Source organism: Paraburkholderia elongata, from assembly GCF_013177735.1.
In the GTDB taxonomy this organism is placed as follows: Bacteria; Pseudomonadota; Gammaproteobacteria; order Burkholderiales; family Burkholderiaceae; genus Paraburkholderia; species Paraburkholderia elongata.
Map to the genome: position 1 here is coordinate 1 of NZ_WOEZ01000202.1, position 8,772 is coordinate 8,772.

At 62.7% G+C, this 8,772-nt stretch carries 5 protein-coding genes and 2 pseudogenes; 3 read left to right on the forward strand and 4 right to left on the reverse strand.

Features of this window, described 5'->3' with window-relative positions:
- Together GNZ13_RS36360 and GNZ13_RS36365 are read right to left on the reverse strand one after the other, a co-directional pair.
- The coding region (locus GNZ13_RS36360; RefSeq protein WP_172173801.1) for an ATP-binding protein at positions 1-787 on the reverse strand (787 nt) is incomplete at its 3' end.
- Between the two features lie 25 nt (positions 788-812).
- Positions 813-2,763 (reverse strand): annotated as a pseudogene (locus GNZ13_RS36365) (helix-turn-helix domain-containing protein).
- Between the two features lie 164 nt (positions 2,764-2,927).
- Here GNZ13_RS36365 and GNZ13_RS36370 point away from each other — a divergent pair.
- The 3 genes and pseudogenes from GNZ13_RS36370 to GNZ13_RS36380 all read left to right on the forward strand — a co-directional run.
- Positions 2,928-3,191 (forward strand): annotated as a pseudogene (locus GNZ13_RS36370) (transposase domain-containing protein); the annotation flags it as partial.
- Positions 3,192-3,254: 63 nt separating this feature from the next.
- Complete coding sequence (locus GNZ13_RS36375; protein WP_172173789.1) at positions 3,255-4,112, forward strand: oxidoreductase; 858 nt, start codon at positions 3,255-3,257, stop codon at positions 4,110-4,112.
- A gap of 732 nt (positions 4,113-4,844) precedes the next feature.
- The gene (locus tag GNZ13_RS36380; protein ID WP_172173792.1) at positions 4,845-5,900 is read left to right on the forward strand and encodes an NHL repeat-containing protein; all 1,056 of its coding nucleotides are present in this window, start codon (positions 4,845-4,847) and stop codon (positions 5,898-5,900) included.
- A 385-nt stretch (positions 5,901-6,285) separates the two neighbouring features.
- On the opposite strand, the gene GNZ13_RS36385 is transcribed toward GNZ13_RS36380, so the two are convergent.
- Both GNZ13_RS36385 and GNZ13_RS36390 read right to left on the reverse strand, forming a co-directional pair.
- Positions 6,286-7,854 carry a DHA2 family efflux MFS transporter permease subunit gene (locus tag GNZ13_RS36385; RefSeq protein ID WP_172173795.1) on the reverse strand — a complete coding sequence of 523 codons (1,569 nt, stop codon included), beginning with the start codon at positions 7,852-7,854 and terminating at the stop codon, positions 6,286-6,288.
- A 42-nt stretch (positions 7,855-7,896) separates the two neighbouring features.
- The coding region (locus GNZ13_RS36390; RefSeq protein ID WP_172173798.1) for an HlyD family secretion protein at positions 7,897-8,772 on the reverse strand (876 nt) is incomplete at its 5' end.

Genomic DNA, 8,772 nt, shown 5'->3' on the forward strand with positions numbered 1-8,772 from the left:
CTTTGTGGTGTGCAGCCTCGAATGCCTGCCATAACAGGCCCGCGTCGTCTAATAGCCGATAACCGGCGTCGAATGCCTGTGGGACATAAAAACGCGTGAAGCTCCATGGGGTGCCCTCCGGATAGGCGGTCTGATCGTAGCCGTTCATGCACGTGGCGACATCCTGTGCGTTGCGGATGCCACAGAAAGAGAGCTCTTCGACCATTAGACGCGCAACGATCTGAGTCTTGTGAGCAATCTGCAGACTGGTTTTTTGTGCGAGCAACTCCTCCTGACCAACGAGGAAAGTAAATAGCTTGATCTGCTGCCGGTCGAGCGCGTCGTGTACGTCACGCAGCCACTCGTACTCATTCTCGTTGTAGCGCTGAGCCTCGTCGCAAAAGAGCAATACCGTGCCACCGCCAGAACGGGCGACCGCCTCGCGAATCCTCAATGACAGGCGCAGCCGCTTGGAAGGGTTGGAGCCGGCGTTCGGATCAGGATCTCCGACCGCCTCAAGCAGGTTGGCAAAGAACGGCCCTTCGGCGTGGCGCGGTTTGTTTTCGCACTGCGCGTGATAGCTGGTTATCCGGGAATAGTTGTGGGCGAGCAGCAGTCGCACGTATTCGATCGCGCGGGTCTTGCCGATCCGCGATGGTCCGTAGATCAGCGCACCCATGATCCGGTAGTGCAGACATCGGGCCACGAGATCATAGAACGCCTCGATCGCTGGGGTGGCAATTCGATAATTGCCGGTGGCCAGCGGATGCAGCAACGGATCGACAGGACGCGGTATCTGAAGCGACATGGTGCCTCCCATGCAAACGACGGGGTTAAAAGACCTGACCGGTACCGATGGAAAGTTTCCTCGGCCGGACTGGCGCGCGAGCCGCAAGTTCGACGGCGGTCACCATTGGTGATGCAGCCGCTGTCTGGGTCCCTGTCGATGCCGCCATCCCGGTTTCCACCGGCCGCGCCGGACCCACGGGCGTGCGCACAGTCGGTGCTGACGCCAGCAACCTGACTGCATGCGCGAGTTCCATGGCTGCCTTGCGCGTCTTCCTGGCCTGCTCGAGCTTCGTCTGAACGTAAGCCTCAATCGGATTGGCGCCGACCATCGCGCTGCCATGGCGCTGACCCTTGAGCTTGCGGATTTCCTGACGCAGTTTGAGGTTGTGCGGCACCACACGCCATGCCCCTTGTGCATCGAGCACGCCCAGTTCGGTTCCGTCGGGCAGGAACGCCCGCACACAACGCAGGTCGTCGGCGTTCATGTAGATCAACAGATGTGTGCCGATTAGACGCGTGCTGGCTGCCAGCACGTCGCTCGTATAGCGCACACCATGCAGATTGATGTGCGGACGCACACCCTGGTCAAGGTACGCTCGCACGGGACAGCGGCGTGCCGACTGCGTCAGGCAGAGAGTGCGTCGATGATGTTCTGCGAGCCATGTGACCATCATCTGCTTGCCGCGGATAAAATACTCCATCGCCTCGAGCGGCGTGGCGTTATTCAAGCCGACGTGCGGCGTACCGTTGTAACCAGCGATCGCATACTCGACAAGCTCTTCCAGTTCATCAAGCGACACATACAGGCGCAGGTTGCCTTTCGGATCGGCGAGGGCACGGCGCAGATCGCGCGGATGAGAACCCGTATAGCCCGGCAGGCGCGAAGACAACCGGCTGGCGATCGTACCGAAGAAGCGCTCGATGTACGGCCGCTCATCCGGGCTGTACATCGGTCCCGCGTCGACGAGAGAACCGACGAATTCACATAAAGCAGTCAAGGTGTCGTCCGCGAGATTCGCTTTTGCGTTGTCAAGCTTCATCCATTCCCAGGTGACATACGCCAGTTCCGGCAACCGCTGTGATGCAAAACCGTCCTGCGGTCCATAGCTGAGCCCCTCTATGGTGAAAGGACGGGCGCGATGCGGCTCCAGAGCTTTCTCGATGGTCTTGATCACGTCATAGCGGCTGTACTCGCGTGCCAGGACGAGGTGGTAGGCAAGCACAACGCGAGTGCACACATCGATAATCACCAGCAGCCACACTCGCTCCATTTCAAATTCGTGTTCAAAGCCCAGCGGGTCGCGCACGACCACTTTGAGGCGGATATCGAGCCGGTGACCGTCAAACTCCACCACCTGATACGGACGCGTTGCCGCGGGACTCCCCACGCCGTCACCCCTGTGTGGCAAGCCCTTCAGGTGCGAAGCACCCGCCGAACGTGCGGCAGCGCCGAAGCTGCGCAGCATTTCCTCTTTCAGCCGCTGCGATAGCGAACGGATCGCACGCCCCGCCGTATTCGATTGCGGACGCGCGTGCGCGGGCTGCAGCCACTGCATGACGAATTCCATTGATCTGTTCGAGCAACACGCGATGCTGTTTGACCTGCAGCAGCAACCAGGCAGCGAGGGTAGGGTAGCGCTCGAACAACTGCGATAACGCGCCTGCGGCGCCACAGCTGCCGCGCTCGCCGCGTACCCGCACTGGAGTTAGACGAACATACTCGGTGACCCGTAGGTAGCTGGCCAGTGCGCGGAATCCGAAGGGCCGTCCGTCCGGATGCAGCGACAGGGCTCGTTCAAGCCAACGATACAACTGGCGTCGATCGACACCGGTAGCTTGTTCGATCTGTTTGAGCGATTCGCCGCGAGCGTAGCGGACAAGCGCCTGCATCCGCGCTTCAAAGGTGCGCCGTGCCTCATGCTCGAATTCGGTATAGGCAACCGTCGGCCATGTCGCGAGGTCAATTGCCTGAAACTCTAACCTGCGGCGGTTCATGTCTTCGTCTCCGCGGCGATAAACGAGGTGAGCAGTGATAGCATCTGCGTGTGCAGATCCGGCGCACTGAGCCGTCCGGCATGCAACATGCCGAATACGGCCGTGCGGACCAGAACCGGATCCCCACTCGAGAACTCCCGCTCGATCTCAAGCAACTTGCGGGGGTGGGAAACGGCACGTGGCCGATCTCGAACAACCTCAGCGAGAACGCGATTCAGCCATTCGTCGTTGCAGAAAGGGTTGGTTGTTCGCCGACACAGTCTCTGGTTCTCCCGCCAGTGCGAATCTTTTCGGTGGTTGAAACCTGCAAGGCCAACCGTACCAATCCGTATCAGTATCTCGTGTGGCTGTTCACGAAACTTCCGCTCGCCACTACCGGTGACGGCTATGGCGCGCTTCATCCTTGGAATATGACGTCCGACCGTTAATGCTAACGAGCGATGAGCCTCTGTCTAACGCAATAATCGCCCGTCCGACCACAGGAGTACTACATGAGCAAGGTTTGGTTCATCACAGGGGCCTCTAGCGGATTAGGCAAGGCGCTCGCCCTGGCTGCGCTTGCGCGCGGCGACAAGGTCGCGCTCGCAGCGCGACGCCGCGAGTCGCTCGAAGAGATCGCACAGCGTAATTCCGAACACGCGCTCACGGTCTCGCTCGACGTCACCGACCCGAGCCAGCGCCGTGCGGCACTGGATGCGGCGCTCGGCCGCTTCGGCCGTATCGACGTCCTCGCCAACATTGCCGGATCCGGCTCACTGGGCGCCGCTGAGGAGTTCTCGACGGCGCAGCTGCTGGATCAATTGGCCGTCAACTTCATCGGCGCCGCGGAACTCACACGCGAACTGATGCCCACGCTGCGCAGTCAACGCAGCGGCCACGTGCTGATGCTCACAAGCGTCCTCGGGCTCGTGTCCTACCCCGGCTTCGCGCCGTATTGCGCGTCCAAGTTCGCACTCGAGGGCTGGAGCGAGGCCCTTCACACAGAGGTCGCCCCGCTGGGCATCAAGGTCACCATAGTCGAACCTGGTGCCTTCCGAACTGACTTCCTCGGCGACAGGAACATGCGCGCCGAGCAGCGCGTGGCCGACTACCGCCCCGTCATCGACCCAATCGAGCGGCATCTCAATGGCAATGACGGCCAGCAGCGCGGCGATCCGGCGAAGGCCGCGCTGGCGATGCTTGCTGTCGTCGACCACGCGAACCCGCCATTGCGTCTGATGCTGGGCGCCGACGCCTACAGCGCGTGGGAGAAGAAGCGTGCGGCGCTCGATGCCGAACTAGCCGCTTGGCGCGCAATCGGTGAGGCGACGGCGTTCGACTGGACCGAGGTCCGGCCAGTCGGCGGCTAGGCATCGTCACTTGTTCGCAGTCTGTTGACGACCACCCAGAACTGATCAGCTTGAACTCGTAGATCTTGGCGGACACCTGTCCTGGGCATTCACGCTCGGATTGATAGCCGTCAACGAAAGACCGCTTACGCACCAACTATAAGTCGTTCGGATTCGCCGGCACCCGATTTCAGGCGCACTCGCCGAGGTCTCATGTTGTTTAGGTTTGTACGACGCCTGCCCGCATGCTTCTGTGGCGCGCGCCCATGCACACGGTCAAGGGCAGGCATCCTACAAACCTAGGGAAGCTCATCGCGCTCAGGCAAAACGCGGACACGGTCCGGCCGGAGTTGCGCCAGGCCAAGCTGTATCTTGACCAGCGTTAAGGCGGCCAGCATTGACCGATGCACCTTGAAAGCTGTCGTTGAGGCAGCATTGTGTCGAACGTCAGAAACGGGTCGCGTGCCGCCGATCGACGTCGGGCAGTGACCGGCCTATTTGAGCCGCTCAGACAGGCGTTCCGACCATTCGTTGCTGGCCTGAACGAGCCAATCATGCGTTAAAAAACCGGTCATCCATATGCGACATGGGGCCATAACACGTTAGCACACCGGACTACCGTTCGATATCGATGGGTGTTCCCTCGCATCGCCCGCCAAAACACAGGTTCCAACTGGCGGAACTCCGTTCGGCCTCCGCCCGGGGTCTATGCTTGATTGGCGCATTCGCACAATATGACCAAGGAGGCGTGTCATGAAACCCGCGCTATGTGTCGCCGTCGCCAGTATGCTGTTCGGGGTCCAACTGGCGCACGCCGCCTGCCCCAACGACGCCGTCTTCCTCGTTCTCGGTGATCAGATTCGCGGTTACTCATTGCGCGCCAACGGAGCGACCGAGCCCTGCCAGGTGCTGCAAGGGCCGCTCACCACCCTCATGACCGCTGGAGCGACGGTGATCGACAAGAAGGACTCCTTTCACGTCGCGCAGTTTCTTACCAACAGCACGGTCGACATCTTTCCGCGGAAGGCCGAGGGCAATGAGGCGCCCAGTCGGTCGTTCATGTTGACGATAACAAATGACCTGCTCAGCATCGCGGTGGATTCCCACCTCAACGACTTCGTCATGACCGTTCGCCCCGCGACGGCGGGGGTGCTGGTCGCTCCCGCCAACAGCTCTGGGCCTGTAACCAATCCGATTCACATTACCGATCCGAATATCGTCCAGTACGTGAGCATTGCGATTGACAGCGACGACAATCTGCTGATTGCGGGTTATGACATACGGGGGGCGGCGATCATCGACACGCTTGGCACGAGTCGGAGCATTACCTCGCCGCCGCTTCTGCGCAGCCTCACGGGTAGCAAAACCGGCCTGCTGCCGGGGGCCGGAGTTTTTGCAAGGAACAACATGACGATCGCTGTCGATCCGCGTACGGACGAGTTATTCGTCTACAACGCGACCACGGACCTGACGCAGATCCAGGTGAGCGTTTTCGCCGCCCAGGCGAACGGCGACGTGCCGCCGGTACGGACAATCAGCGGTCCAGCCACGGGAATCACTGGCTCTGGCTTGCCGGGAAACAAGATCGCCATCTCCTCGGACGGGCGGCTCCTTGTTGCCGAGCCGAACCTGCGCATTCTCGCGTTCGCGCCGGGGGCAAGGGGCAATGTGGCGCGGTCTCAGGTCATCGAGGACTCCACCCCCGGTCCAGTCACCCAGGGCGGGATCGCGGTCCGGTCGAGAGGAGGCCGGCAACATAATGGAAATGACGATGCTCAATGTGAAACGGACGAAGCCGGTGGCAAATAATCCGATCAAACTTAGACCTCTAGCGTCGAACGGCCGCTTTGGGTAAATCTGAAGGTCTGTTCAGGGTCTGCCTGTCGCGACCGTCCCGGTTCGGCCACACCGGCCGTTCGCGGCGAGCGGACAACAGCAGGCTGGTCCGCATCGACGGCGAACTGAAAATAGCTCGGGAGCGCGTCCGGGTGAGCAGCACGCCCGCGCCGACGCCATTCGGTGACGAATCCACTCCCGCGCCCCGAGTTGTCCTGCGTCGAGAAGATCCGCTCCATCATGGCGTGGACACTCTCGCGGGCACCTCCGCAGCCAGAGCATCGAGTGACGCCGCGGCGTGTGTCGAGGTTCCCTGCCGGCAGGCGGGAGGGAGCCTCGACGATGCGTGCGGCCGCTTTCAGTGCGCGGCGGACGCCGCCGCATCTGGCGCACCCGCGCCGGCGCGTTCGGGTTTCGTGACCCAGATCAGCGCGATCAGCAGCACGAAGATGCCGGCCGACGCGTAAAAGAGGTCGTTTACGCCAAGCTGCGCAGCCTGCTGCGAGATCGACTGGTTCACTGCGCCGTATGCCTGCTGCTGGGTCATGCCGAGCGCGCCCATCTGCTGCACAGCCTGGTTAAACACCGGGTTGTACACGTTGGCCGACTCCGTCAGCTGGGCGTGATGCAGGATCGTCCGATGGTCCCACGCGGTCGTGAAGACCGAGGTCCCGATGCCGCCGCAGGTGATCCGCACGAAGTTCGAGAGCCCCGACGCCGCCGGAATCTTGTTGCCGTGCAGCCCCGACAGCGTGATCGACAGGAGCGGGATGAAGAAGCCCGCCGTGCCGATGCCCTGGATCAGCCCGGGCAGTACCAGCGAGTAGGTGTCGACGCCCGTGGTGAAGCGCGAGCGCATCCAGAAACACAGCGCAAAGACAAGGAACGACGCCGTGGCGATGAAGCGCGGATCGGTGCGCGGCAGGATCCTGCCCGTGACCGGCGACAGCAGTACCGCGAAAATGCCGACCGGTGCCAGCACGAGGCCGGCGTTGGTCGCGGTGTAGCCGAGGTCGGTCTGCAACCACAGCGGCAACAGCACCAGGTTGCCGAAATACAGCCCATAGCCAATCGACACCGCGACCGTGCCTCCCATGAAGTTGCGGCGCGCGAACAGCGACAGGTCGACCACCGGATGCTCGGCCGTCAGCTCCCATATGACGAAGAACGCGAACGCAATCAGCGAAGTCAGTGCGAGCACGATGATGGTCGTTGAGCTGAACCAGTCGAGATCCTTGCCCTTGTCCAGCATGATCTGCAACGAGCCGACCCAGACCACCAGCAGCCCGAGCCCGACGCTGTCGACCGGCAGTTTCCTGATCTGCGAATCGCGCTCGCGGAAGATCACCCACGTCGCGATCGCGGCGATGATGCCGACCGGGATGTTCACGTAGAAGATCCACGGCCACGAGATGTTGTCCGAGATCCAGCCGCCGAGGATCGGGCCGGCGACCGGTGCGACCAGCAGCGTCATCGACCAGAGTGACAGCGCGACCGACGCCCGCTCGCGCGGGTAGCTTGCGAGCAGCAGCGTCTGCGACAGCGGGATCATCGGGCCGGCCACCGCGCCCTGCAGGACACGCGCGGCGAGCAGAAAGGGCAGCGTCGGCGCAAGGCCACACATCCACGACGACAGCACGAACAGCACGATCGAGGCGAGAAACAGTCGGAACTGGCCGATCCGGTCGGTGAGCCAGCCGGTCAACGGCACAGAGATCGCGTTCGAGACCGCGAATGACGTGATGACCCAGGTGCCCTGGTCCGCGGCGACGCCGAGGTCGCCGGAAATCGTCGGAAGCGCCACGTTCGCGATCGACGAGTCGAGCACGTTCATGAAGACCGCAAGCGATACGGCGATGGTGCCGATCACGAGCTTGCCACCGGTCAGCGGCGGATGCGGCAGCGCGGGAGGATTCGGTTGAGCCATGTTGGTTCTCGCAGGTTGAGATCGTTCGCTCGGGCGCGCCGCTCAATTCGAGGCCGCGGTGGCCGGCTGGGCGTTTGCCTTCGGCGCGGCGCCGGTGCCGGCGTTTTTGGCGATGATGCGCGCGATCTCGGCATCGGCTTCGTCGCCGTACTTGTCGAACACGCTGGTCTGGTAGACCGTGTTCGGCGCGTTACCGAGCTCGCCGCCGTTGTCGCTCTTGATGTTCACGTCCGCCTGCATCGACAGGCCGATGCGCAGCGGATGCTTTTCAAGTTCCTGCGGGTCGAGTGCGATTCGCACCGGCAGGCGCTGCACCACCTTGATCCAGTTGCCGGTTGCGTTCTGCGCGGGCAGCAGCGAGAACGCGGAGCCCGTCCCGGCCGAGAAGCCGACCACCTTGCCGTGGAACGCGAGCGAGGAGCCGTACACGTCTGCGGTCAGTTTGACCGGCTGGCCGATGCGCATGTGCTTCAACTGGACTTCCTTGAAATTCGCGTCAACCCAGACCGCATTCAGCGGCACGATCGCCATCAGCGGGGTGCCCGGCGACACCCGCTGGCCGACCTGCACCGAGCGCTTCGCGACATAGCCGGTGACCGGCGCCGGCAGCGTGTTGCGGGCGTTGGCGAGGTACGCGTCGCGAACCTTCGCGGCGGCGGCCTGCACGTTCGGGTGGTTGGGAATCGTCGTATTCGCGGTCAGCGCGCGATTCGATGCGAGCTGCTGCCCGGCGGCGTCGAGGGCGGCCTGCGCGCTTTTCACGGCGTCGCGGGCGTGCGAAATCTCTTCCTGCGACACGGCGCCCGTCTTCGCGACCGTCATGCGGCGGCGCAGATCGTCCTGAGCGCGCGACAGGTCGGACTGGCGCACGGCAACCTGCGCCTGGTACTGGTTGTCGTTGGCAAACAGGCCGCGCAC

Bases quoted from the DNA above. Each gene is read 5' to 3' on its own strand.
- GNZ13_RS36375 (WP_172173789.1), top strand. From the start codon at position 3,255: ATGAGCAAGGTTTGGTTCATCACAGGGGCCTCTAGCGGATTAGGCAAG.
- GNZ13_RS36380 (WP_172173792.1), top strand. From the start codon at position 4,845: ATGAAACCCGCGCTATGTGTCGCCGTCGCCAGTATGCTGTTCGGGGTC.
- GNZ13_RS36385 (WP_172173795.1), bottom strand. From the start codon at position 7,854: ATGGCTCAACCGAATCCTCCCGCGCTGCCGCATCCGCCGCTGACCGGT.